General features: G+C 36.2%; 16 protein-coding genes. 6 read left to right on the top strand and 10 right to left on the bottom strand.

The features are described from left to right. Window positions 1-89 precede the first annotated feature (89 nt). The 6 genes from G508_RS0111240 to glyA all read right to left on the bottom strand — a co-directional run bounded on the left by G508_RS0111240 (window position 90) and on the right by glyA (window position 15223). Window positions 90-1955: an OmpA family protein gene (locus G508_RS0111240; RefSeq protein ID WP_026705412.1), complete on the bottom strand. Its 1866-nt coding sequence runs from the start codon at window positions 1953-1955 to the stop codon at window positions 90-92. An 18-nt stretch (window positions 1956-1973) separates the two neighbouring features. Continuing rightward, window positions 1974-2909 carry a PorP/SprF family type IX secretion system membrane protein gene (locus G508_RS0111235; RefSeq protein WP_026705411.1) on the bottom strand — a complete coding sequence of 312 codons (936 nt, stop codon included), beginning with the start codon at window positions 2907-2909 and terminating at the stop codon, window positions 1974-1976. A 69-nt stretch (window positions 2910-2978) separates the two neighbouring features. Continuing rightward, the gene (locus G508_RS0111230) at window positions 2979-10748 is read right to left on the bottom strand and encodes a choice-of-anchor J domain-containing protein (protein WP_169628029.1); all 7770 of its coding nucleotides are present in this window, start codon (window positions 10746-10748) and stop codon (window positions 2979-2981) included. A 288-nt stretch (window positions 10749-11036) separates the two neighbouring features. Then, the gene (locus G508_RS0111225) at window positions 11037-12194 is read right to left on the bottom strand and encodes a tetratricopeptide repeat protein (protein ID WP_035694615.1); all 1158 of its coding nucleotides are present in this window, start codon (window positions 12192-12194) and stop codon (window positions 11037-11039) included. Window position 12195: 1 nt separating this feature from the next. Continuing rightward, window positions 12196-13782, bottom strand: coding sequence for an AraC family transcriptional regulator (locus G508_RS19575; RefSeq protein WP_084625964.1), 1587 nt, complete (start codon window positions 13780-13782; stop codon window positions 12196-12198). Window positions 13783-13948: 166 nt separating this feature from the next. Then, entirely contained in the window at window positions 13949-15223 is a 1275-nt protein-coding gene (glyA, locus tag G508_RS0111215; protein WP_026705407.1) for a serine hydroxymethyltransferase, read from the bottom strand. A gap of 110 nt (window positions 15224-15333) precedes the next feature. Between glyA and fahA the strand changes: the two genes are divergently transcribed. Both fahA and G508_RS0111205 read left to right on the top strand, forming a co-directional pair. Further along, a complete protein-coding gene (gene fahA / locus G508_RS0111210; RefSeq protein ID WP_026705406.1) occupies window positions 15334-16617 on the top strand; it encodes a fumarylacetoacetase in 1284 nt (427 codons plus the stop codon). A gap of 206 nt (window positions 16618-16823) precedes the next feature. Continuing rightward, window positions 16824-18008 (top strand): hypothetical protein, encoded by a 1185-nt coding sequence (locus G508_RS0111205; RefSeq protein WP_026705405.1) that lies wholly within the window; start codon window positions 16824-16826, stop codon window positions 18006-18008. Between the two features lie 43 nt (window positions 18009-18051). Here G508_RS0111205 and ytxJ read toward each other — a convergent pair whose 3' ends face one another. Beyond that, the gene (gene ytxJ / locus G508_RS0111200; protein ID WP_026705404.1) at window positions 18052-18444 is read right to left on the bottom strand and encodes a bacillithiol system redox-active protein YtxJ; all 393 of its coding nucleotides are present in this window, start codon (window positions 18442-18444) and stop codon (window positions 18052-18054) included. Between the two features lie 146 nt (window positions 18445-18590). On the opposite strand from ytxJ, the gene clpB reads away from it, so the two are divergent. Continuing rightward, entirely contained in the window at window positions 18591-21179 is a 2589-nt protein-coding gene (gene clpB, locus G508_RS0111190) for an ATP-dependent chaperone ClpB (protein WP_026705403.1), read from the top strand. A gap of 144 nt (window positions 21180-21323) precedes the next feature. Here clpB and G508_RS0111185 read toward each other — a convergent pair whose 3' ends face one another. Further along, window positions 21324-22451 carry a cysteine desulfurase family protein gene (locus tag G508_RS0111185; protein WP_026705402.1) on the bottom strand — a complete coding sequence of 376 codons (1128 nt, stop codon included), beginning with the start codon at window positions 22449-22451 and terminating at the stop codon, window positions 21324-21326. A gap of 375 nt (window positions 22452-22826) precedes the next feature. Here G508_RS0111185 and G508_RS0111180 point away from each other — a divergent pair, with 375 nt between their 5' ends. Next, window positions 22827-23834: a hypothetical protein gene (locus G508_RS0111180; protein ID WP_157485973.1), complete on the top strand. Its 1008-nt coding sequence runs from the start codon at window positions 22827-22829 to the stop codon at window positions 23832-23834. Here the strand turns inward: G508_RS0111180 and G508_RS0111175 are convergent, their stop codons facing one another. Both G508_RS0111175 and G508_RS0111170 read right to left on the bottom strand, forming a co-directional pair. After that, window positions 23835-24377: a Smr/MutS family protein gene (locus G508_RS0111175; protein ID WP_026705400.1), complete on the bottom strand. Its 543-nt coding sequence runs from the start codon at window positions 24375-24377 to the stop codon at window positions 23835-23837. Beyond that, on the bottom strand, window positions 24367-24552 hold the full coding sequence (locus G508_RS0111170) for a hypothetical protein (RefSeq protein ID WP_245569863.1): 186 nt from the start codon (window positions 24550-24552) through the stop codon (window positions 24367-24369). The genes G508_RS0111175 and G508_RS0111170 overlap by 11 nt, the downstream gene beginning before the upstream one ends. A 104-nt stretch (window positions 24553-24656) precedes the next feature. Between G508_RS0111170 and G508_RS0111165 the strand changes: the two genes are divergently transcribed. Both G508_RS0111165 and G508_RS0111160 read left to right on the top strand, forming a co-directional pair. Then, window positions 24657-24941, top strand: coding sequence for a DUF2752 domain-containing protein (locus tag G508_RS0111165; RefSeq protein WP_026705398.1), 285 nt, complete (start codon window positions 24657-24659; stop codon window positions 24939-24941). A 23-nt stretch (window positions 24942-24964) separates the two neighbouring features. Continuing rightward, a complete protein-coding gene (locus G508_RS0111160; protein WP_026705397.1) occupies window positions 24965-25294 on the top strand; it encodes a CCC motif membrane protein in 330 nt (109 codons plus the stop codon). The last annotated feature ends 53 nt before the right edge of the window (window positions 25295-25347 follow it).

Below are 25347 nucleotides of genomic sequence, written 5' to 3'. Positions count from 1 at the left end.
AGTAAAAGCCAAGACGTATATTGCTACACGCCTCGACTTGAACAACCTAAAAAAAATAAACCCCTAACAATCAAAAAAACTATTCATTTTTATTTGACAATCAGGAATTCCGAACGTCTGTTTTGAGCATCTTGCTCTTCTGTACACTCTTTACAATTGACTTTTAGCTCAGTAAATCCGAAACCTTTTCCTGAAATCCTATCCTTGCTAATTCCTTTTGAAATCACATATTGAACAGTTGCCTGAGCTCGTTGGTCGGATAGTTTCAAGTTATAATCAGCACCACCTTTAGTATCAGTATGTGCTTTTACAAAGATTTTCATCTGTGGATTTTTATTCAAAACTTTCACTAGCTTGTCTAATTCAGTAGCACCTTGGGCAGTGATATTGCTTTTGTTATATTCAAAATAAATAGGACTCAACAATACTTCCTTGTCGGTAATCACAACCTCAACAGGTTCCAATTCAAGATTGATTGTTACTTTTCCTGATTTTGTTTTGGTAACATTGGAAGTCGATGGATCATAATCTTCTTTGGAAGCTTGCAAAATATATTCGGTGTCACATTCAACTTTGTAGGCAACTTCTCCCGAAGCATTACTTTGCTTTGTGGCAATCACGTTTTGCTTACTATCCAAAATAGCAACTTTGGCATCCGCCAAAACTTTTCCTGTTTTTTTGTCTTTTACAACGGCGATTGCTTCTACTCCACACACTGGAATAGCTTGATAAATGTTATCCTTTCCGCTTCTATTTGATGAAAAATAACCAACATTTTTAGAAGTATTTAAGCTAAAAGAAAAATCGTCTTTCTCAGTATTTACAGGCTTTCCAAGGTTGATGACTTCATCATTTGCATTCAAATCGATTTTAAAAATATCCAATCCTCCGAAGCCTTGTCTTCCGCTTGACGCAAAATATAACACGTTGTCATCAGTAATATTTGGAAAACTTTCACGACCTGAAGTATTGATTTTGTTGCCTAAATTTTCAGGCTTTCCGTAATTATTGTTTCCTATACTGATTTTCCAGATATCAGTTTCGCCTAAACCGCCCGGCATATTTGAAGCAAAATACAACACCTTTCCATCCTTGCTCAAACTCGGATTACTAACTGAATATTTGGTGCTGTTGATGGGCAAAGCTTGAACATTGGTCCATTTTCCATCGACTTTTGTGGCTTTGTAAAGACCTTGCTGTCCTAATTTTACTTTATTTTTTTTATCTTTTTCGTATGAACCTTCACTGTGGCTGTCACGTGCAAAATAAATTGTATTTCCATCCGCACTGATGGTTATAGGTCCGTCATGAAAAGGAGTGTTCAAATCACCAACCGCTTTTGGTTCAGATAAAGTCCCATCTTCGCTACGAGTTGATTGATAGATGTCCAGATAAGGCTGATCGATCCACTTATCGGTCTTTTTACCGGTATTTCTTGAACTTACAAAATACAAAGTGTTATCATTAGCTAAAACAGCACCAAAATCTGCCTGATCCTTACTGTTGATTTTAGTGTCTTTTACATCAAATAATTTGTCCTTGTTGGTAAGACTCGGAATATAATTTGGATTGGCTTTATGATCTTTCGCCCTTTGATCGTTTGGAGACATTGACGCAAATTTGTCCATTTGCTTGTTAGCATCTGGATATTTGCCTAAAGTTCTCAGGGTTTGTGCATAACGGTAAAAGGTTTCGGCATCTTGTTTGGTTTCGACTGCTTTTGCATACCATTTTGAAGCCTCTTCCATATTAAAAACGTTATAATAACTGTCTGCCAATTGCTTGTAAACATACCCATCGCCTTTCTTGTTTTGAGCCAATTTCAAATATTCCTCCACAGCTCCAACATATTGATAACTTTGGAACATTTTATCGGCCTTTTCGGTATTTTTATTTTGGCTGTAGCCTGTCATCAAACTGAGAAGCAAGCCTGCTGTAATATATATTTTCTTCATTTTAAGTCTCGGTTGTGGTTAGAAATATCGTGGAGACATAGAAACTTTTTTCGCGAAATTCAGGTCGAAAAGTAGCATAAACTCATGTGAAGCTGGGGTTGTGACATTCAAATCTGAAACGATATGATCATAAGCATACCCCAATCTGATACCAGGAGTTATAGCAAAATTGATCATACCTCCAAAAGAATCATCCAGACGGTAGGAAGCCCCAATCTCGAAACGCTCGAAAAACAAAACATTTGCAGAAACATCCAAAGAAGTTGGTGCATTGAAAGCCGATTTCAACATGAACGAAGGCTTGAATTTTGTATTTTCAGATAAATCGAATACATAACCACTCGTTAAAAAGTAGTGTTGTGTTTCAGAACCAAATTGATATTCTTGACCATTTTGTGTAACATCCAAGTGTTTGCTTTTTAGCATATTTGGAACAGATAAAGACGCATAGAATCTTTCGTTGTAGTAGAAAGCTCCAGTACCAAAATTCAGATACGTATTGCTCATATTTTCGCTAAAAGCGGGATCATTTGGATTCGGTACAAAACCATTACCAATGTCACTAAACAAACCAACTTTATGGAAAGTAGCTCCAGCTTTAATACCCAAAGCCAGGCGATGTTCCCCACCTAAATTCAATGTATAAGAGAAATCTGCATAGACATTATTTTCTTCGACTGGACCAATTTTATCCGAAACAGCTGAAAGTCCCAAACCTACATTGTTTCCTACAGGACTGTGAATCGACAATGTTCCGGTTTTTGGAGCACCTTGGACATCTACCCATTGGGCTCTGTACAACAAGCCTACTGACAAGCTTTCCTTCGAACCTGCATAAGCCGGGTTCATCACATTCATATTATACATGTATTGTGTATAATGTGGATCCTGCTGGGCCTCCATGTTCATTATACCCATACAGGCAAAGGCTAGTGTAAAATATATTTTTTTCATTATATGATGCTTTGTTTTAAATAACAACCTGACTGACCAATACAGTCAGGCTGTCTTTATATGATTAATTTATCTATTGATGTATACCCAACCTGTTACAGAAGTTCCGTTTTCGGTTGTGATACTATAGAAATAAGTACCCACTGGCAAATCGTCTCCACCATTAGTTTGACCAAACCATTGATTGGTGTAGTTTCCGCTAAAGCTATACACTTCAGTACCATATCGGTTAAAAATGATAACACTACGAACATTCATATCGGTCAAATCAAAATTCTGGTTGAATTCATCCCCGTTTGGCGAAATTCCGCGTGGAATTTCCATACAAGTAACCGTGTTTACCGTGAAAGGTGTTTCGATAGAACAAGCACCTGCTTCGATTGTAACCGTAAATACCATTGGGAAAATCGCATTTGGATTTCCTATTGCATATTCCGTTACATTGAACGTATCAGCATTTGTTCCTACTATGTTTCCAGCAGCATCTCTCCAAGTATAATCTACATCTGATGGGTTGAATGAACCGTCAACTGGCGTTGCTTTTAAAATATATTGTTTGTTCTCACATCCACCCATTACAGTAGCATTCAATGCTCCAAAAATGGTTATCGTGAATGTATTTGAACCTCCAACAGTACACGTTTCCTCATCGGATTCTACTTCATAAGTAATGACATAAGTTCCGGCTGTACTTGCTGTAATATTGATAGCTCCTGTTGCAGGGTCAATCACTAAACCATCGGTTGAACTGAAAGTTCCTCCAAGAGTAAAGTCGTTTGCCAATGTTGGTAAAGCATCTGAACTACCTGAACAATAAGTGGCATCATAAGTAAATGATGTAATTGCATTGATACCATCAATCAATATGATTTGAGCAGTAAAAATGGCTGCATCTGTACACATTGTCACATCTAAATCTAATGTATAAACTACATCATGTGCACCTTCTGTCGCTGACGTCAAGTCAATTGCTCCAGTTGTTGGATCAACTGTTAATGTTGGTGAACTGAAAGTTCCTCCTGAAGCAAATCCTGCTTCTAAAATTGGCAATGGACTTGCTGTTGCATTTACGCAAGCATCGTCATAACTGAATGAAACTGTTGGAGCAGATAATTCGTTAATTGTAATTGAAACCGTATTCGTTCCAGCAGCAACACATCCGCTTGACGGAACATCATAGGTTACTGAATGAACTCCAGCCGGACTATTTTCTAAATCAATTTCACCTGTTGAAGCATCGATAATCAATCCTGTTGAGGAACTGAATAAACCTCCTGTGTAGAAACCGACTGGCAAAGTTGGCAACGGATTAGTATCTGCTTGACAGTAATCAATATTGAAAGTAAATCCTGTTACAGGCGTTATCAAATCTTCAATCACGATTTGGAAAGTTGATGACCCTGTTGCTTGACAATTTTCAACTGAAGCATCAATGTTATAAACAATCTCATGAGTTCCTGCACTTACAGTTGTCATGTCGATTTCTCCAGTTGAAGCATTAACTGTTAAAGTTGTTGAACTGAATGCTCCTCCTGTAGTAAAGTTCTCTATTAAAGTTGGAAGTAAATTAGCACTGTTAGTACAAACCGGAGTTGTATAGGTAAACCCAACAACTGGTGCGGTTGTAACACCGATCACAATGGTAACCGAACTTTCATTTGCCAAGACACATTCGTTTTGCAACACGCTATAGGTCACTTCATAAGTTCCTGCAGTACTAGTTGATAGATCTATTGCTCCAGTTGTAGCATCAATGGCTAAACCAGTTGGAGTTGCTGTAAAAGTTCCGCCTGTAGCAAAATCTTCATTTAGTGTAATAACTGGATTCTCTCCAATTATACAGTATTGATTTTCATCATAAGCAAAACCAACTTCTGGCATTTCAGTATCATTGATAATCACTGAAATCGCTACTCTTGGTCCTTCACAACCTTCGGCATTTACGTTCGCAACATAATAAACTGTTTCTCCTAAAGCAGTTGTTACTGGTGTTGGAGCCGTTGTAGTTCCTGTTCCTCCTATTTCTTCTGTAAACCATTTTAGCGTATGATTTTCAGATGGTGTAGCCGTTAGAGGTTGAACAGTTGCATTCAAGCAATATTCAACTGGTGTAGTAACCGTTGGAACATCTTCGAAACCTTCATAGGTTACGGTAACCGTTTGGTCACAATAACGTGTTTTCCAATGATAGGTATAAATTCCTGGCGTATTGAATCCAGAAATTGTAGCTGTTTTAGTTGTTGCATTTGCAATCAAGGTCATTGCTGGATTTGCTTCATCAGCTGACCAAGTTCCGATTCCTTCTGCTTCTAAAACCACTTCTGTTTCTTGGCAAGCCAATGTTTGCGGAGCCGTTTTGATTGAGATATTTGCGGTAAAATTAGCAACATCCAAAAGGCTTCCGATTTTATTTTCTTTGGTTCTAAATATAAAACGTGTTGTGGTTTGACCTGCTGGAACAACATATTCACCTGTTTTCAGAGTCCACTGTAATCCAACAGCAGCTTCTTCGGTAACTAAAGTAAAAGGTCCTGTTGGTGGTCCTGCATACAACTGGATACTATTTCCTTCAGAACGTGTTGCATGAGCAAAACTATAGTCCATCACGGTAATTTCAGAGGTATCAAATTCTTGGTAGAGTCCTTTGATATTTGGGTCATTTGCATCCCAATCTTCTTCTGGATCAGATAACAATTGAATGCATTGTCCACCAGAATAAGGTGCAAAATTGATTGAATTCAGAGCTTCTGCAAAGAAAATAGCATCCCAAGTATCAACGTTTACTCTCCAACCTGGCACTACAAATTCGGTTCCTATAGTGGTAACTCCGGTAACCTGTTGCATCGGAGGTGTTTCAAAATCATAATTTACGGCATTTACCTTGCAGAAATCCAATGGAGTCTTGATACAAACATTGAATTTTCTGGTATTGGTTGCTGGAGCATTTAGCGTCAAGCGGATTTTATAAGTATCACCAACAATTAGTTCAGAAGTGTACATCGCCACAATTGAGTTGTTGTTGCTACATGCTTTTTCTACCAAAGTTCCACCTTCTGCAACATGGTATAAAGTCATGGTCATATCTGGATAGGCTTCATCTCCCGAAGAAATGTAGAAATTGCCTGTAAATCCATTTGCTTCGATAATATGAATTTTTGCTGTTGCATCAAATTCAAACCAAATATCAGCATTATTAGTTCCTGCACATGACATTGGATCTGCTGAAGGACTGGCACCATGAAAAGTTACATCACTTGCTGAAATATTACAAATTTCATCGTCGTTTACTTGCAATTTTAAAGCTGTTGTGGCATCGTCATTTCTAACAAATACTTTAGGTCCCGACCAAAAACTAGTATTATCTGGGCCACAAATGGCACGAACAAAATATTCATAGGTAGTAGTTGTCGGATCATTAAAATCAGCCTCCGATGGAGTATAAGTTGGGACATCTACTATAGTTCCCGATTGTGGAAGTGTGTTGTTCCCTACTGGTTGAACAAAAACTTCCCATTGTGTTTCAGTTCCTCCTGCTGTCCAAGTGAAAGCTGTTGTTGGACTAACTGCCAAGTTCGTTGGTTGTGGACAAGTAATCGTTCCGCAAGTTGCAATTCCTGTAAAGAAAGTAGAACGTGGAGCAGGAAGCAAACCTAAATCTGTAGAAGAAATTTCTACTCCTTCACTATTTTTTACGGTTACAGTTGCCCCTGGAAATTGCCCTGGAGCCGTTCCTATAGAGTCCCAAAACAGTGAAAACTCAACACCTGTACAAAGGAAAAGTGTAAAATCTAGAGGCTCAGGAATTTCGTTCCAAGCTACAGTTGGGAAATCAAGTGTTTGAATAACATAACCGTTTTGGATTACATCGATTCCTCCACCAATTCCTCCTGTTGGCCCGCCACTCAAGGTGATGGTATATTCACATAAATTTTCGAAACTACATTTTGTAATAACTTCAAATGGCCCCACCCATTCGCTTTGCTGTGTTTCACTACAAATCGCTCTGATGTAATATTCATACTTTGTAGCTGGAGTCAATCCTGTTATTGTATATGGATTTGTAGTTGCCGTATAAAGATATTCTGGAAGTGTATTCCCTACTGGAGCTGGGGTGTCATACGGTTGAACCGAAATTTCCCAGGAAGTTTCCGAACCGTTTGCATCCCATGTGATTTGAACTTCGGTATCAATTATAGAAGTTACAACTGGATTTGATACTGATGCACATGCAGGAATATCCTCTACAATTACATTATCAATAAATAATAATTGACCTCTGTAGCCCATCCAGCTTGGTTCCATTTCTGGTATATGCCATCCAATGTTTATATTTCCTGTTATAGCTTCTGGGAAATTGATAATCATCTCTTTGTATTCCACGTTATTCAGTAAAACCGTTTCTGTTTCAGTATTGTATAATGTGGTTGTAAAATTTTCTGGGTCGATACCTGATGTAGAAAGTTTGATTTCCAAATCTTCAGTAAAGAAGCTATCGTAAACTTTATAATAGAAGCGTAGTCTTTGATTTGCGGTAACATTGATTGTTGGTGAAATCAACCAATCATCATTTGCACCGTTACTTCCTGTAAACATTCCCGCCATTTGATTACCTTCATAAGGGTTTACAGTTACCTGCATACTCCAAATGTTTCCGTCGCTGTTCTCGTTAAGGATTCTCCAGCAGTCTTCGGAAGTTGAGTCAGTATTAAATGTTTCTTGGAAAGGTGTGTTGAAAGCTGTACAAAGCGTTCTGAAAACAAAAGGACCTGCCCATTCGCTGTTTTCACTTGTACAATTTGCTTTTACATAAAACTCATAATCCGTGTTTGGCTCTAAGGTGTTTGGTGTATAATTTGGAGCTGACACAGGTGTTCCAGCAACTGTTGGCGTTCCAAGTCCAGCTTCTTGCACCACTACATTCCATGTTTCTTCTAAGTAACCTGGAGACCATGACAATAATGCTTGGTTCTGTAAAATATTAGCAGCAGCTAAAGCAGATGGCATCGGACAAGCTGGTGCATCAGTGATACTAACATTATCGATTTGCAAAATAGAACTTCCTCCTGCTAAATTATAGGCTGGCGGAACTCTGAAAGCGATATAAGTAATTCCAGTACCTTCAAAGTAAAGTGATTTTTCTTCAAAGTCTGTGTTGGTAAACTCCATCAATGGCATCAACACTGTAAAACTTTCAGGATTGGTATCGGTTGTAGAAATCAATACTTCTACACCAAATCTAGAAGTTGGAGCAAAAATTGAAAAAGCGGCTCTGTAATCAAACTTTAATTCTTTGGTTCCAACCGCATTTATAGCTGGAGAAATCAAGTAATCATCATAGCCAGTAGTTGGATTAAACCAAGAAGTACTTGGTTGAATAGATGGATATTCTGGATTCATTATCCACTGTGCAGCATCGGCATTGGCATTATTAATCGACCAACAGAATTTTTTAGTATCTGAATCAGCATCATTAAATCCTTCATAAAATGGAGTATCGAATGATATACACTGTGTGGTGAAATTAAAAGGTCCAACCCAGTTACTTTGTTCCAATTCATTACAGTAGGCCCTAACATAATATTCATATCGTGTTGCTGGATCTACATCTGCAATGTAAGGATTAGAATCTACAAGTATTCCATCTCCTGTTGGAAGCCCTGTATTTAATGGCTGAATGGCTACTTGCCATTGTGTTTCAGATTCTCCATTTGTCCAAGATAAAGTTGCAGTTGTTGTAGTTACATCTTCTGCAATTGGAGCAATCGGATCTGGACAAGCTGGTTTGTCTTCGATATATACATTTGTGATAGAAATTCTACTGGCTTCTTGTCCTGAACCAAGTGGAGAAACTACCCATGCAATATTAACTGTTCCCGTGATGGTTTCAGGAATATTGTAGATTACTTCTTGCCAAGATTCATTAGAAATTGTAGTTTCTGGCAGTAATTCATAAGTGAAGTTTTCTTCACCAATTCCAGTTGTGGAGATTCTTATGCTATAACTAGAACTTCCACCCCAGCCTACTTGATGCGAATATCGCAAACGCTTTTGAGTTCCATTAAAATTAATTTGAGGTGAAACCAAATAATCATGATTGTTATTTTGGTTGGTACTGGTATTTAAAGTTGCATAACCTAAATAGCCATCCTCCCAACCTCCTTGATAAGACCATTTCACGCCATCAGCATTCAAGTCCATTGAAGTCCAGCATGGTTCTGGGTTTGCTGCTGTAGCACCAACAAAATCTTGAAAATAAGGTGTTGCCAAAATCGCACATTGTGTTGTGAAAGTATAAGGCATACTCCATTCTCCTGGACCTCCATCACAAACTGATCTTACATATATTTCATAAAGAGTTCCTGCTGAAAGACCTGTATTGATTATGTTATCAACGTTTGTATTGGTAGGTGTTCCTGATGTAGGAATTCCAGAACCTGCAGTTTGAACAGCATATTCCCAAGAATCTGCAATATTTACTGGATTGTTCCAAGAAAAAGAAACGCTGTCTTGAACCAAATCCTTATAAGTAAAAATGGAAGGAGCTGGACAAGTCGAGAACGACAAATCAAATTCAAAACAAATACTTGTATCGGTACCTGCAAAAGAAGTTGAAATTACAATAACATATTCTGTTCCTGCTACAACAGGAAAATTTTCGATGTATTTAGGTTGATCTGTTTGTGTAGTATTCAAACCTGCCAAACATTCAACACCAACATTGGTACAATTCTCATAAACAAAAACACCAGTAATTGCATTTCCAAAACATTCAGTCCCTTGAGACCAAGGAAGTGTAAGTTGGCTGATGTTGATAACACCATTTTGTGTTGCTGTATAGGAAAGAAAAATCTTGTTTCCCTCCAAATAATTTTCGGTTATAGCTGGCGATAAGCAACTTGTTCCTTGATTGGCATAAAGTACCGTATCAGCATTTGGGAAATCCTTTAAATTAGCGTCAAGCGAATAAGGAACACCTGGAGAAGCCGTTATAACAATTGGTGTTTCGCAAGACAAACCATAAACAGCAGTCTTGAAACCGAAAGGTCCAGCCCAAGCACTTTTAGTAGTATCATCACAAATGGTTTTGATATAAACATCATAAAAAGTATCGCCTTCTAAACCATCGGCTAGATGCGAATTAGAAACAATTGTTCCTGTAGTTCCAGGAACTTCTCCTTGTGGCACTACAACTATTTCAAAATCAAAAGCGTCTGGATGAGTCCACGATAATTGAGCCGAAATTGGCGTAACAGCATCAACATTAAAATCAGCTTCCACTACTTTTAGACAAGATTCGATTACTCGAACATTATCAATAAACCATGCATCACCACTTGCAACTACACCGGTTTGTGTATTTACAGCTACAAAGGCAATATAAATATCCAAACCAGTTGGAATACTGGACGGAATGCTAACAATCTTTTCTTCGTATTGGTCTTCGGCACCAACATTTAGATCTGATCCTTGCCATTCTTGCAACACCACTGAAAAACCATTAATATCGGGCTGACTTGCGGTAGAAACCCTTATTTGATATACAATATCAGGATTTGCATCTGTTGTGGCACGTTTGGTATAAAACCTAATTTCAGCATTCTCTGGAACCGTCACTAATGGGGCTACCAAGAAATACTGTGCTATATTTCCAGCTCCAATATTTTCAGCCGATGGATTTATTGTAGCAGCATCACTACCCAGATATCCATCAGTAGAAATAGACCATGGTAATGTTCCAACTGAATTATTAAATAGTGTCCAAGTGGCAGGAATACCACTTTCAAAATTTTCAGTTGCCAATTGTCCATAACTGGAAATGGTTACTAAAAAGAATAACATAGGTAACGCTACCTTTTTTCCTATACAACTTTGTAGGAGAAAATTGCTAACTTCCGAAAACGTTTTGGGGAAGATAGGTGGTGATGAAATACGATTTATCACCTTGGTTAATTGTACTTTTTCTTGCATAATGATTACATCATTTTGGTTAGTTTCGCCATAAAAATAGCGTGACAAAATGAGTAATTTATAGACAAGTCTTGTGTATTTACCGAAATTTGAAAGGACAAATGACGCCTTAAACTATTAAAAACACGACACTTACATGCTTAGAATAGCATCTTGCAATCAAAGGGGATTTGACTTACTTTTTTGCAAATTATTGATCAATTTTTCAAGATTAAGGTTTGATTTTTTTACTTTAATAGTGTTAAAAATAAAAATAATCACAATCACAATACATATCAAAATTGATGTTATAATTCCATAATAATAATTGGGAATGGATTCCTCCAAAATTAAATGATGGTTGGCAAATGATTTATCCAACGAATTACTGATTGATTTACGTTCGGATTCTTTTACTTGCAATTGGGTTTGCAAATAATCCAAATGATAATTCCGATACTTTTCCCATTCGTTAATTGCTAGGTAATTTTCTGATAAGCCTTTGTAAATTCCTTGATTTAAAACCAAATCCCCCACATTTTTAGAAACTACTAAAGCTTCATCAAGCTTTTTAATGGCTTCATTATATCTTCCCTCAAGCGTATACACTTCAGCAAGACCTTTCAAAGAAAATCCTTCTAAACTCTTAGCGTTTATTTGGTGTGCAATTGAAATTGATTCGGTAAAACTTTTCTTTGCTGCTGCGTGATTAGCCATCAAAATATAGCAATTCCCTATATTATAATAAGTTATACTAAGATTGGCATTCATCAGAGAACCATCAATTTTTTGATATTCCTTAATTCCTTTTTGAAAATAATTAATGGCAATATCACAATTGAGTTGCTCTTTATAAATAAAACCACGAATAACATAGTTGTTTCCCAAAAGAAATTGGACTGAATCTCTAACGGGAAAGCTCAAACACAAGGCTTCTGACTCGTCCAAAAAAGCAATTGCTTTATCATAAATTTTTAATTGTTGGTATTGAGCTGCTAATTTTGATACAATTCTAATCTTGAGCAAATCGTCATCTATCTTATTTGCAATCTGTTTAGCTTTTAAAACAGTTTCTAGAGATTTCTGATAGTTGCGTTTAGATGAATAGCCATCAGACATCAAAGTCAACCCTCTAATTTTTTGTTTTGTAGTGTTTTTTGGATCTTCAAAAATAGATTTCCCTACAGCAATTGCCTTGTCTGGATTTTCATAAATTTCTAAGGTACTTGCTCTAATGAGGCTGTCTAACTGGATGTTACTTTGAGCAAAAGTACCGATACAGCAATAATTTGCAATCAGAAACAACACCAACAGAATATGTTTAATGGATATCTGCATACTAAACTTCTTTTTTGTTTTGCTCGGTTTCCTCTTTCAAAAGATCAATAAAAGTCACAGGAGCTATTCCCGTTATCGATTTAAAAACGGTTGCAAAGCTACTATGCGACGAAAAACCGCTCTTTTCTGCAAGATAGCTAATCTTGTAGTTCATAAAATTAGGATCGCTTTTTAGCTTCTCTATAATGAAATTAATACGAAGCTTGTTGATATAAGTATTGAAATTATCCTGATAATGTTTATTAATAATTTCTGATAAATACTTCGTATTCGTTTCAAACTGGCCAGCCATAACTGCCAAAGACATTTCTTTTGAAGTAAACCTGGTAGAGGCTTCAAAACGCTTTAGCTTTGTCAAAATAGCTTGTTCGGTTTCGGCTGGTATGATTATTTTTTTATTAGGTTCTTTTCTTTCAACAGCAATTTTAGAAAAAACATTTTTACTGATTTCCAGATATTTGACAATTTCATTCAATCGTTTTTTCCTCCATTTTGCTTTAAGCCAAAAAACGAGACAAACCAAAATAATCAGTATGGAAGCTGCCAAAACGAAATAAAAACGAACAGCATATTCCTTTCTCTTAGCCTCAAAAAAAGATTCTTGCTCTTGACTAATTAAGTTATAGGCAGAGTTAACAGATTCTTCTTCTGATTGTTCCAAAATATTATTTAATCTTAGAAACTCATTGTTGAAAAATTTATAATTGGGCCTGTCATTTAAAGCTAGATAATTGATTGACAAATACCTATTAATTGATTTCAATAAGACAGGATTGTTAATTTTCTTAGCCTTGTCAAGAGCTTTTAAAAGAATATCTATTGATTTTTGATGTTCTTTTTTCTGAAAATACAACCTTCCTAATTCATTAAACAGTATGGCTTGTTCCAAAATATTTGGATTTTTTAGCTCTTGCGAAAATAGAAGTGACTTGTTGTAATAAATGACAGCAGAATCTAGTTCAGAAACATAACTGAATATTTCAGCCTTTACCATTCGAATATCTTGAGCAATATTTTTATTTTTTTCCGAAACTTCTTTAAAAAGCTGAGTGTTTTTCTCCCATACATCTTGAGCTTTGCTGCTGCTTCGTCGCTCTAAATGCATTTTAATTTTATTTAAAACAATATGGGCTTCAGTTATTTGCATCATCAATTTTTCAGGTTGCCGCTGATTGATGGCTAATGCATCTGCAAGATATTTTTCGGACTGTGAATCTAAATACAAACCTCTTAAAAGGGAAGATTTCAGCAAGAGAATACGAATTTTTATTGTATCATCAATAGTTTTAGCATATTTTCCAGCCTCATATATTGAAACAATCGCACTATTTGAATTCCCTTTGGTTGCATAAGCTTTTGCTAAAAGCAAATTTAAAATTGCCTTTTGATCGTCATCTGAATTATTTTTTAAGAGATGTTTGACAATCTTAATCGCTTCATCTGGATTGGAATATAATAATTGAGATGTCTTTTTTAATAATTCTTTGCTTTGAGGGAAGGTTTGAGCAATAGAAGAACCTACACCCATACTAATAAATAGCGTGTAAAATAAAACTCGGGTGCAAATGCGAATAATAGGTTTTCCCATCTAAATTGTAAACTTTATAGAGCGATAAATGAACTGCAAAGGTATTGCTTTTTGCTAGTTTTAACGAATAGCAGCGACCATTTATACACTTGAATAATGATTTTGCATTTCATAAAAAAACCCGTACAGAAAGTACGGGCAATTTATGTATTCAATCAAACAATTGTTAAAAAACGAAAATCGCTCGCTCTCCCATCATTTCATTCACTTCGTCTGCAACTTGCTCAATGATTTCTTCGTTTGTATGATTCATCAAAACTCGGTCAATCATATCCACAATCGTTTCCATATCTGACTCTACTAAACCACGAGTTGTTATAGCTGGAGTTCCAATACGGATTCCAGAAGTTACAAATGGTGATTTATCATCAAAAGGAACCATATTTTTATTTACCGTAATTTCGGCCTTAACTAATGCATTTTCAGCTTCCTTACCTGTAATGTTTTTGTTTCTCAAATCAATCAACATCATGTGGTTGTCAGTTCCTCCAGAAATAAGGTTGTATCCTCTTTTCACGAAAGCTTCTGCCATTGCTTTTGCATTTTTTTGCACTTGAAGTGAATAGGTAAAAAACTCATCCTTCAATGCCTCTCCGAAAGCAACTGCCTTAGCGGCAATGATGTGCATTAACGGACCGCCTTGATTTCCAGGAAAAACAGATAAATCCAATAACGAAGACATCATTCTGATTTCGCCTTTTGGAGTAGTCAATCCCCAAGGATTTTCAAAATCTTTCCCCATCAAGATCATTCCTCCCCTTGGTCCTCTCAACGTCTTGTGAGTAGTTGTAGTAACGATATGGCAATGCGGAATTGGGTCGTTCATCAAACCTTTTGCAATCAAACCAGCTGGATGCGAAATATCAGCTAATAAAAGAGCTCCAACGCTATCTGCAATTTTACGGAAACGCTCAAAATCCATATCACGGCAGTAAGCAGAAGCTCCAGCGATAATCATTTTTGGTTGCTCTTTGGTCGCTATTTCTTGGATTTTATCATAATCGAATTGTCCTGTCTCTTTTTCTACACCATAAAAAACTGGCGAATATAATTTTCCTGAAAAATTCACAGGAGAACCGTGTGTTAAATGTCCGCCATGGGATAAATCAAATCCTAAAATTTTATCGCCTGGCTTTAAACATGCAGCAAATACTGCTGTATTTGCTTGAGAACCTGAGTGTGGTTGAACATTTGCATAAGCTGCTCCAAACAATTCTTTAGCACGATCAATAGCGATTTGTTCTACAACATCCACTACTTCACAACCACCATAATATCGTTTACCCGGATAACCCTCGGCATATTTATTTGTTAGGCAAGAACCTGCCGCTTCCATCACTTGGTCGCTCACGAAATTCTCAGAAGCAATTAGCTCTAATCCGTGTATCTGTCTGTCTTGTTCTTCAAGAATAAGGTCGAAAATTTGTTTGTCGTGTTGCATTTGATAATTTTTCGTTAAAAACTCCGCAAAAATACGAAAACCGTTTGTTAAATTGACATATAATGATATATTTGATAACTGAATTTTCAACAAACTAACTAACATACAAAATGCCGATTACAGCAAACGACCCCAATAGAAAATCATGGCTGGAAGTCCCAAATGACAGCGATTTTCCAATACAGAATATACCTTTTGGTGTGTTCTTAACCAAAGACGACGTCATCACAATTGGAACCAGAATTGGTGACAGTGCGATCGATTTAGGTGCTTTACAGCAGATGAATTATTTTGAAGGCATCGAATTAACCGATGATATGTTCATGCAGGACACCCTAAATGACTTTATTTCTGACGGAAAAAAAACATGGCGTTTGGTTAGAAACCGAATTGCCGAAATTTTTGATGCTGAGAATCCTTTACTTCGAGATAACGCAAAACACCGTGAAATAGTAATCTTTACTTTAGATGAAATCGAGATGCAATTACCCGTTTTAATTGGTGATTACACTGATTTTTATTCTAGTAAAGAACATGCTACAAATGTGGGAAAAATGTTTCGTGACCCAGAAAATGCCTTGTTACCTAACTGGTTGCACATTCCGGTTGGCTATCACGGAAGAAGTTCTTCTATAGTTCCGTCTGGAATTCCGGTTCACCGACCAATGGGACAAACCTTGCCAAATGGCGAAACGACTCCTGTTTTTGGCCCTTCACGATTGATTGATTTTGAATTGGAAACCGCTTTTATTACAACAGATGCCAACATTATGGGCGAAAACATTCCAGTTCATGAAGCCGAAGATTATATTTTCGGGATGGTATTATTGAACGATTGGAGTGCAAGAGATATCCAAAAATGGGAATATGTACCACTTGGACCATTTTTGGCCAAGAACTTTGCTTCCTCCATTTCACCTTGGATTGTTACTTTGGATGCCTTAGAACCTTTTAGAGTTAAAGGTCCTAAACAAGATCCAACGCCTCTTCCCTATTTACAACAAAAAGGAAAACACGCTTTTGATATCCACTTGGAAGTTTCGATTGAACCTGAAAATGGAGAGGAAACACTTGTTAGCAAATCAAATTTCAAATATATGTATTGGTCGATGAGTCAACAATTGGCCCACCATACTTCTAATGGATGTCGCGTAAACTCTGGCGATATGATGGGTTCTGGAACAATCTCTGGACCAACTCCAGATAGTTTTGGATCAATGCTTGAATTGACTTGGGGTGGAAAAAATCCAATACAAATGAAAGATGGAACAGAACGTAAATTTATTAATGATGGTGATTCTGTAAGAATAAAAGGCTATTGCCAAAACTCAGATGTGAGAATTGGTTTTGGTGAAGTTTGCAGTAAATTACTTCCTCCTTTTACACGAAAATAATTTTTATTTTAATTATAAATCAAGCCTGATTGTTGACAAAACGATTAGGCTTTTTTTTGGCACTATTGTTGAATTCGCACCTAAAAGCCCTAGCCCGGATAGAAGTGGAAATCCTTTTATTTTTTTTCTTTAAAAAAATAAAAGATTGCAACGGATAGCCGGAAATAGCTCCTTAAAAAAATTATATTTGCTAAAACTTACCAAAAATGAAAAAAACTACCCTACTCTTATTTTTACTGATAATCGCTGCTGGTTGTGGAGTAAAACAAACACAAAATTTTGTGGGCTCTGGAGATTATGATGCTGCAATAGACAAAGCAGTTTCAAGTTTAAGGAGTAACAAGGACAAAAAAGGAAAACAAGACTATGTTTATTTACTGGAAGAAGCTTTCGCAAAAGCAAAGGATCGTGATTTGCGAAACATTTCGATGCTAGTTAAAGATGCTAATCCAAGGAATTTTGAAGAGGTTTTTAATACGTATGTTCAATTGAACAATCGTCAGGAAAAAATCAGACCTCTACTTCCATTGAAACTTTTGAAAGAAGGCCGAAATGCTAATTTCCCTTTTGATGATTATACAGATCAGATAATCGACAGTAAAAATGCACTTTCACGTCATTTGTATGATAATGCAAAAGGTCTTTTAGGCACGAGAGATAAGGCTAATTACCGTCGTGCTTATGATGATTTGGTTTATTTGGAACAATTGACTCCAAATTATAAGGACGTGCGAAAACTGATGGAAGATGCAAAATTCAAAGGAACTGATTTTGTACACGTTTATACAAAAAACGAAACCAAAATGATGATTCCAATGGACTTGCAAACTGCTCTTTTGGATTTTAGCACGTATGGTTTGAATGATAAATGGACTGCTTACCATAGCAGCAAACAAAAAAATATAACCTATGACTATGCTATGCTGGTAAATTTCCGTCAGATAAACATTTCGCCTGAACAAATAAAAGAACGTGAATTTGTAAATGAGAAAGAAATCGTTGACGGAAAAAAGAAACTTTTAGATGCAAGAGGAAGAGTCGTAAAAGATAGCCTTGGCAAAGATGTAATGGTAGATAATATCAAGATTGTAAAAATTAAAATCAATGAATTCCGTCAATTTAAAACAGCTCAAGTAGTAGCAAAAGTGGATTATTTAGACCTTACTACCAACCAATTGATTCAAACGTTTCCAATTTCGAGCGAGTTTGTTTTTGAAAATATTTATGCAAAATACAGAGGAGATCTAAGAGCAATTGAAAAAGAATACCATCCGTTTTTTAAAAACCGACCTGTTCCTTTCCCTTCCAATGAACAAATGGTATATGATACAGGAGAAGATTTGAAGCTAAAGCTGAAAGATATTATCGTCAAGAATAAATTTAGAAAATAAGAAAACAAGAAATCCGAAGTTTATGGCTTCGGATTTTTTATTTTTATATAGTAAATCTTTTCAAGGCTGAAGCATCAATGCTATCATGCGAAGTATCATAAACTGCAACTCCATTTTGTATTACAATTAGTTGAGGCGATTGATGTTGGACTCCAAATTGATGTGCAATTTCATTGGATATATCGCGATGTTCCAATAAATCTAAAAAATAAGGCTTGACTTTTCCTTGCAAATCAAATTCTTTTTCAAATTGTTTCAAAGCAAAACGGCTGATACTGCATCTGGTACTGTGTTTGAAAATCAAAATAGGAATTTCCCAAGACTGCGGAATAATCATATTGGCAATTTGATCAATATGTTCCAATTTATTCCATTCCATATTTGAAGAGGCATTATCTTTACTAGAATCATTTCCGAAAATATTAAATAAACTCATTTTGTCTTGTTTTAGGACATTTTGTCGTTACAATTCCTTTATTTACAGACATTTTGTCGGTTTTTACGTATTGGAATGTATTTTGAAATCCATTCATCAAATTTAAAAAAACCAAATCTCTAAACTGTTAAACTTAAAATAAAAATATGAACTTAAATAATTTCACAATCAAATCACAAGAAGCTTTGCAGCAAGCCCAATTGCTGGCTCAAAGTTTCGGCCAACAGCAAATTGAAAACGAGCATTTGCTAAAGGCCATTTTTGAAGTCGACGAAAATGTCGCACCCTATTTATTAAAAAAGCTGAATGTTAATGTTGATTTGTTCCAACAAATTCTAGATAGCATGATTCAGGGCTTTCCAAAAGTTTCCGGCGGAACTTTAACACTTTCGCGTGATGCAAATTCGGCCTTGAATGAAGCTGAGATCATCGCCAAAAAAATGAATGATGAATTTGTTTCGATTGAACATCTAATTCTTGCCATTTTCGGTTCACGAAGCAAGATTGCACAAGTTTTGAAAGATCAAGGAGTTACCGAAAAAGGCTTGAAAGCAGCAATCGAAGAGTTGAGAAAAGGCGAACGAGTAACTTCTAAATCGGCTGAGGAAAACTATAATTCCTTAAACAAATATGCAAAAAACCTGAATGAGCTCGCCCGAAACGGAAAATTAGACCCCGTTATTGGTCGGGATGAAGAAATTCGACGTGTTTTGCAAATCCTAACCCGAAGAACTAAAAACAACCCCATGCTAGTTGGAGAACCTGGAGTTGGAAAAACTGCAATTGCCGAAGGCTTAGCCCATAGGATTGTGGATGGCGATGTTCCTGATAATTTAAAGGATAAAATTGTTTATTCTCTGGATATGGGAGCCTTGATCGCTGGTGCAAAATACAAAGGTGAATTTGAAGAACGCTTGAAATCGGTGGTGAAAGAAGTCACTTCTGCCGAAGGCGATATTGTACTGTTCATTGATGAAATCCACACTTTAGTTGGTGCTGGAGGTGGCGATGGAGCAATGGATGCCGCCAATATTTTGAAACCCGCTTTGGCTCGTGGCGAATTGAGAGCCATTGGGGCTACGACTCTTGACGAATATCAAAAATATTTCGAAAAAGACAAGGCTCTTGAAAGACGTTTTCAAAAAGTAATTGTGGATGAACCCGATACTGAAAGTGCGATTTCGATCCTTAGAGGTATCAAGGAAAAATATGAAACACATCATAAAGTGAGAATCAAAGATGATGCGATTATTGCTGCTGTCGAATTATCACAACGCTACATCACCAGCCGATTTTTGCCCGATAAAGCCATCGATTTGATGGACGAGGCCGCTTCCAAATTAAGGATGGAAATCAATTCAAAGCCAGAAGAATTAGATGTTTTGGATCGAAAAATCATGCAACTTGAAATCGAAATTGAAGCTATAAAACGTGAAAATGACGAAAGCAAATTAAAGATTCTAGGTATCGATTTGGCGAATATGAAGGAAGATCGAAATGAAATCTACGCCAAATGGAAATCCGAAAAAGATGTTGTAGATAACATCCAAGCCATTAAAACGGATATTGAGAATTTAAAATTCGATGCCGAACGTGCCGAACGAGAAGGCGATTATGGAAAGGTAGCCGAAATTCGTTACGGAAAAATCAAGGAAGCTCAGGAAAAACTAGATGTGTTGCAAAAACAATTGCAGGAAAACCAGAGTGGAAATTCACTGATAAAAGAAGAAGTAACCCGTGAAGATATTGCTGAAGTCGTAGCCAAATGGACCGGAATTCCAGTAATGAAAATGTTGCAAGGCGAAAGAGAAAAATTATTGAAACTTGAAGACGAATTACATCATCGCGTTGTAGGTCAAGAAGAAGCCATTCAAGCGATTAGTGATGCTGTTAGAAGAAGTCGGGCTGGTTTGCAGGATATGAAAAAACCTGTCGGAACGTTTCTTTTTCTTGGAACAACTGGAGTTGGAAAAACCGAATTAGCGAAAGCACTTGCCGAATATCTGTTTGATGATGAAAACGCAATGACCCGAATCGACATGAGTGAATATCAGGAACGACACAGCGTGAGCCGTTTGGTTGGTGCACCTCCGGGATATGTGGGATATGACGAAGGCGGACAATTGACGGAAGCCGTTAGAAGAAAACCTTATTCAGTGATTTTATTGGACGAGATCGAAAAAGCTCATCCTGATACCTTTAATATACTGTTGCAGGTTTTAGATGAGGGTCGATTGACGGATAATAAAGGCCGATTGGCTGATTTTAAAAATACGATTATCATCATGACTTCGAATATGGGAAGCCATATTATTCAGGAGAAATTTGAAAATCTCAAGGGAGGAATAGAAGCTGCAACCGAAGCTGCTAAAACAGAGGTTTTGGGATTATTGAAGCAAACCGTTCGACCTGAATTTATCAATCGTATTGATGAAATCGTAATGTTCACGCCACTTTCTACTGATAATATTCGTCAGATTGTTGGTTTGCAATTAAAATCGGTTAGCAAAATGTTATTGCAACAAGGCATTACGATGGATGCGACACCAGAGGCGATTGACCATTTGGCACAAAAAGGCTATGATACTCATTTTGGAGCACGACCTGTAAAACGTGTGATCCAAAGAGAAGTTCTGAATGAATTATCAAAAGAGATTCTTGGCGGAAGTATCAAAACAGACAGTATTATTTTGATTGACGAATTCGACGGAAAATTGGTTTTCAGGAATCAGTAAAAATAAGTTTTGATGGTTGGTTTTTAGTTTGAACCGGAGATGAAAGTCTTCGGTTTTTTTATTAAAATTTTAAACCATTAAGACATTAAGTTTCATTAAGTAGTTATTACTTTATACCTTAATGGTTTAAAAAAATTATAGTATCTAAATCCCTTTTAATACTTCAATAAAAGCATCAATGTCTTCGGTTGTATTGAAATGGCTGAAGGAAATTCGTAAGGATGGTTTTTTAATATCATCGTCATTCAAAATTTCGGCCAAAACGTGAGAAGGCTTTAAACTTCCTGATTGGCAAGCACTTCCTCTTGAAACGGCAATTCCTTTCATGTCCAAATTAAATAAAATCATCGAAGTTTTGGCTTCCGAAAAAGGCAAGCATACATTCAAAATATTATAAAAAGTGTGGTCTGGATTTCCGTTCACTTTTATTCCATCAAAACTATCTTGAAGTTGGTTGATGGTGTATTTTTTTAAATCTGAAATATGTTTTTTTTCTTCTTCCAATAACTGATAGGCCATTTCCAAAGCCTTTGTCATCCCAACGATATTATGAACCGATTCTGTTCCGGGACGAAGACCTTTTTCCTGTTCGCCTCCATAAAACAAAGGATTTAGCAATACTCCTTTTCGAATAAAAGCGAAACCAACACCTTTTGGTCCATGAAATTTATGAGCACTTGCCACAAGAAAATCTACTGGAATTTCCTGTAAATCGAATGTTGTTTTCCCGATGGATTGAACGGTGTCCGAATGAAAATAGGCATGATGCTGCTTGCAAATTTTCCCTATTTCTTCCAAATCTAAAACAGTCCCGATTTCGTTATTAACGTGCATCAAGGAAACCAAAGTTGGAATATTTTCAGATAATAATTCTACCAAATGATTGATATCAATTGTTCCGTCTGGTTTTATTTTTACATACTCAACTTTGATGGCATGCTTTTTTTCTAAAATTTCAATGGTATGCAAAACCGCATGATGCTCGATTTTGGAAGTAATAATTCGTTCTACTTTCAAATCGACAATCGCACTATTGAGTATCCAGTTGTTGGCTTCTGTAGCTCCAGATGTGAAAATGATTTCTTGAGAACTTACGTTGAAACATTTTGCAATGGATTTCCTAGAAAGTTCTAAAATACTCTTCGAACTTCTACCAAAACTGTGGGTTGAAGATGGATTTCCATACTCTTCTGACATTACTTTGACCATTTCTTGAATAACTTCTGGTCGGATTTGTGTCGTAGCGGCGTTGTCTAGATATATTTTTTTCATGGTTGCAAATTTAGGTCTTTTTTGGTTTTGTACTTTCTTATGAATTGTTAACTTCGAATTAAAAATTAAGAATTATCGATTAAAATGATGATTGTGAAGGTGCAAGGAAAATTATACTCCTATTGGAAAACAAGGATTAAAAGAAGCCTAAAGATTTCATTTAGCCCCGATGGTGTCCCGAAGTTTCGGGATTTGAGCTCTTGCAACTGCCGTAAGAGCTGTTGCAAAGCGAGTTGCTCCAGCGGGAACATGGCTCAAAAAGTGCCATGGCGATGCTTCTAGAATTCAAAATTGTTTCTTTGTGATTTCATTATGAAAAGTAGCTTATGAATTATGCTATTTTTGATTACTTTTGCTTTAAATATTTATAGGATAATGAAAAGATTTTTTATTTTTTTGGCTGTAGCGGTTTTATTTGCGAGTTGTGATGATGGCGATTTGGCCGAAGTGTCATTTGAGTTTGATGATTCGGCTGCTCAAGAATGTAATGCTACTACTAATAAATTCTTTATCTATAAAACTACTGATCAAAGGGCTTTGATTTTAGAAGTATTGGAAAAGAATTTCACTCAAACTCTTACAGTCGATACTTTACAAGGTGCTCCTTTTGTGATTGATCTCAACAATTCTGGATCACAGAATCCTGGCCAATTGATTTATAGAGTGTATAATGATGACATAACTTCCTCAACTATTTGCTCGAGTTTTCCAGCTTCGTATCCTGTGGTTACAGAGGAAAGCACAGCACTAGGTGGTAAAATATCTGTTGTGACTACTGCTTTGAAATCGTTGCCAGATGCTAATGGTGCAACAAAAATTACAGAATATCTTTATACGCTAAATTTTTCAGATATTTCGTTTCAATCACAACGAAATGAATCGCTTCCAACAGTAACTTTTAAGAGAACAGCTACTCCTTTTGAGCCTTTTGATACTGCAACAGCTATTCAAACTTGTGGTGATGACTTGACTTTTCTTTTTAAAAATAATGGAACTCAGGCTTTGATTCTTACATTAAGTCAAGCAGATGCAGAGTTTTTATTTTCGACTGTGCTAACTACTGATGAGCCTAAAACAAGATTTTTGGGTGGTGAAAATGTTCTCACTCATAATCTTTATGCGAAAACAGCAACTACTCCTGTAACAGAAGCGTTTTTATGTGACAACGATCCACCTAATTTTCCGACAATCAAACACAGTTGGGTTGCCGAAAATGGTTCGGGTGAAAACGGTGTGATTGAAGTAGTTACATCTGAAACCACAGAAGGCAATCGTTCTCATGTTGTCACTTTAAGAAATGTAAAAATGATAAGAGGTAATCAAAACTTTTTACTGAAAAGCGAATTTGTTTTTGGAGAATTTGAAACCATTGTTGTTCCGTAGTTACTTACTTTGTTTGATATATACTTCGGTAGCTCCAAGACCATATTTTTGGTAATTAGCATCCTGAAAAGCAACATTATCATATCTTCCCAAAAGGAAATCGAGTTCAGATTTTAGAACGCCTTCCCCCACTCCATGAATGAAAACAATCTTTGGAATGCGGTTTTTGATGGCAAATTCTATGTGACGTTGGGCGGTTTCTGTTTGTATGGAAAGAATGTCATAATTGTTCATTCCCTTGAAACTCTTGACTAATTTTTCGATATGAAGGTCGAATTCCGGAACTCCCGCTTCATGTTTCGGTTTTTTTTCCTTGACAAAACTTCTAGGCTTCGGGATTTCTTTTTCTTTTATGATCTGACTCAAATTAGGACCAATGTTGAAGTTTAGATCATTAGTTCCTACTTTAATCAATTCCTTTGCGTCAAACGTCAAATCAAAACCATCCGTGGTTTCGATGGTCACTTTATTAGCTTTTACGGAAAGTACAATACCATCAATCGCATCATCCAATACGGTAACTTTATCTCCTTTATTGAACATTGTTTTCGTCTTTGTCGTTATTTTTATGTGGAATTTTAGTATTGAGTTGCATCAATCCAAACATGAAAACCACGATGGATGCTGCAATGATATAGATATTTGGTTGATCCTTACTTTGTTCGTAAAGCAGGAAAAATCCTGAAACAAACAGAACAGGAATTAGTAGCTTCTTCATATTCATTAATTGGGAATCCAAAAGTAAAGAACTTTAAAATAATAACCTTTAAAATCCGAAAAGTTTATTTTTATTTTGTAAAATTGCAATAAAAAGAAAGCATTTTGGATTTAGAAAAATATATGATTCCGTGTTTAAGCAAGCAACTTTTTGGCTTGGATTGTCCCGGCTGTGGGATGCAACGTTCTCTTTCATTGCTGTTTCACGGTGATTTTATAGCTGCTTTTCACATGTTTCCAGCCATTTATACTACAATTTTGCTTTTTGGAAGTATTGCCTTGAATTTTATTGACAAAAAAAGAAATTATCATAAAATTATTATTAATTTGGCTATAATTAATGCATCGATCATGGTTATTGCCTATTTATTTAAAATTTCAAATTATTAATCACTTAAAACCACCATCAAATCATGGAAAATCAAAAATTACCCAATGCTACCGCTGTTCTCGTTCTTGGAATTTTATCAATTGTAACCTGCTGTTGTTATGGAATCATTGGCTTAATATTAGGAATTGTTGCCCTAGTTTTAGCCAAAAAAGACAAAGCACTTTATTTAGAAAATCCAGAACTTTACTCTAATTATTCAAACTTAAATACGGGTAGAATCCTTGCCATTATCGGAATCGTTTTAAGTACAATTTATTTGATTGCAAACATTTACTTCTATGTAACTATTGGTCAAGAAGGATTGATGGAAATGCAACAGCAATGGATTGAACAAATGCAAGCTGCTCAATAATAAATAAATTTATACCAATAAAAAATCCGCTTTTCAGCGGATTTTTTATTATT

This window comes from Flavobacterium soli DSM 19725 (assembly GCF_000422705.1).
Taxonomy (GTDB): domain Bacteria; phylum Bacteroidota; class Bacteroidia; order Flavobacteriales; family Flavobacteriaceae; genus Flavobacterium; species Flavobacterium soli.
This window is presented reverse-complemented; position numbering and strand designations above follow the sequence as displayed.

Coding starts and splice junctions, on each gene's coding strand:
- G508_RS0111240 (WP_026705412.1), bottom strand. CDS start 1,955: ATGAAGAAAATATATATTACAGCAGGCTTGCTTCTCAGTTTGATGACA.
- G508_RS0111235 (WP_026705411.1), bottom strand. CDS start 2,909: ATGAAAAAAATATATTTTACACTAGCCTTTGCCTGTATGGGTATAATG.
- G508_RS0111230 (WP_169628029.1), bottom strand. CDS start 10,748: ATGTTATTCTTTTTAGTAACCATTTCCAGTTATGGACAATTGGCAACT.
- G508_RS0111225 (WP_035694615.1), bottom strand. CDS start 12,194: ATGCAGATATCCATTAAACATATTCTGTTGGTGTTGTTTCTGATTGCA.
- G508_RS19575 (WP_084625964.1), bottom strand. CDS start 13,782: ATGGGAAAACCTATTATTCGCATTTGCACCCGAGTTTTATTTTACACG.
- glyA (WP_026705407.1), bottom strand. CDS start 15,223: ATGCAACACGACAAACAAATTTTCGACCTTATTCTTGAAGAACAAGAC.
- fahA (WP_026705406.1), top strand. CDS start 15,334: ATGCCGATTACAGCAAACGACCCCAATAGAAAATCATGGCTGGAAGTC.
- G508_RS0111205 (WP_026705405.1), top strand. CDS start 16,824: ATGAAAAAAACTACCCTACTCTTATTTTTACTGATAATCGCTGCTGGT.
- ytxJ (WP_026705404.1), bottom strand. CDS start 18,444: ATGAGTTTATTTAATATTTTCGGAAATGATTCTAGTAAAGATAATGCC.
- clpB (WP_026705403.1), top strand. CDS start 18,591: ATGAACTTAAATAATTTCACAATCAAATCACAAGAAGCTTTGCAGCAA.
- G508_RS0111185 (WP_026705402.1), bottom strand. CDS start 22,451: ATGAAAAAAATATATCTAGACAACGCCGCTACGACACAAATCCGACCA.
- G508_RS0111180 (WP_157485973.1), top strand. CDS start 22,827: ATGAAAAGATTTTTTATTTTTTTGGCTGTAGCGGTTTTATTTGCGAGT.
- G508_RS0111175 (WP_026705400.1), bottom strand. CDS start 24,377: ATGTTCAATAAAGGAGATAAAGTTACCGTATTGGATGATGCGATTGAT.
- G508_RS0111170 (WP_245569863.1), bottom strand. CDS start 24,552: ATGAAGAAGCTACTAATTCCTGTTCTGTTTGTTTCAGGATTTTTCCTG.
- G508_RS0111160 (WP_026705397.1), top strand. CDS start 24,965: ATGGAAAATCAAAAATTACCCAATGCTACCGCTGTTCTCGTTCTTGGA.